The organism is Planctomonas deserti, assembly GCF_003067705.1.
Taxonomy (GTDB): Bacteria; Actinomycetota; Actinomycetes; order Actinomycetales; family Microbacteriaceae; genus Planctomonas; species Planctomonas deserti.
Map to the genome: position 1 here is coordinate 1 of NZ_QANL01000050.1, position 712 is coordinate 712.

Here is a 712-nt window from a genome sequence, read left to right on the forward strand (position 1 = left end):
CTGTCGCAGCCGTGGGTTTACGGCGCCATCCTCGGCTACGTGGGTGCATTCTTCACCTGGATGAGCCTGCTGCGCCATGCGCCGATCGGTCCCGCCTTTGCTGCCTCGCACCTGGAAGTGATCAGCGTGCTGCTGCTGTCGGCGTGGCTGTTGAACGAGCCGCTGACCCTGCACCATCTGCTCGGTGCAGTACTGATCGTGGCCGGCATCGTCTGCCTCGGCCGCGCCGAGGCGGACGACCCGCACAGCCCTGCCGAAACCACGACGTGAGCGCGCTGCGATGAGCCTGTTCGCGCGCGAACTGCCACCAACCGCCGGCCTGCCGATGCAGGCCAGCGATTTCCTTCCCGGTGGCGGCGACCTGCGTGACATCCTGGCCAGCCAACTCGGCACACCGCCGCTGCAGCTGACCTGTTCCGGCACGCACGCGCTGCTGATCGCCCTGCGCACGCTGCGCAAGCGTGCGCCAAAGCGCGACACCGTGATCATGCCGGCCTATACCTGCCCGCTGGTGCCGATCGCGGTGCACAGCCTGGGTCTGCGGGTGCAGCTGTGCGATACCCGGCGCGACCATTTCGACTTCGCCCCCGGCCAGCTCAGGCGTCTGGCCGATGCGCGCACGCTGGCGATCCTGCCCACCCATCTGGGCGGTCGCATCGCCGACGTCGAGCTGGCCTGCGAGGTCGCACGCGGCGCCGGTGCCTGGGTGATC

Annotated in this window: 2 protein-coding genes; both read left to right on the forward strand. The window is 69.1% G+C overall.

All coding sequences use genetic code 11. The annotated features are described in order from the left end of the window. The coding region (locus DAI20_RS19465) for a DMT family transporter (RefSeq protein ID WP_108252887.1) at window positions 1-270 on the forward strand (270 nt) is incomplete at its 5' end. A 10-nt stretch (window positions 271-280) separates the two neighbouring features. Further along, on the forward strand, window positions 281-712 hold a 432-nt coding region (locus DAI20_RS19470), incomplete at its 3' end, for a DegT/DnrJ/EryC1/StrS family aminotransferase (RefSeq protein ID WP_205781502.1).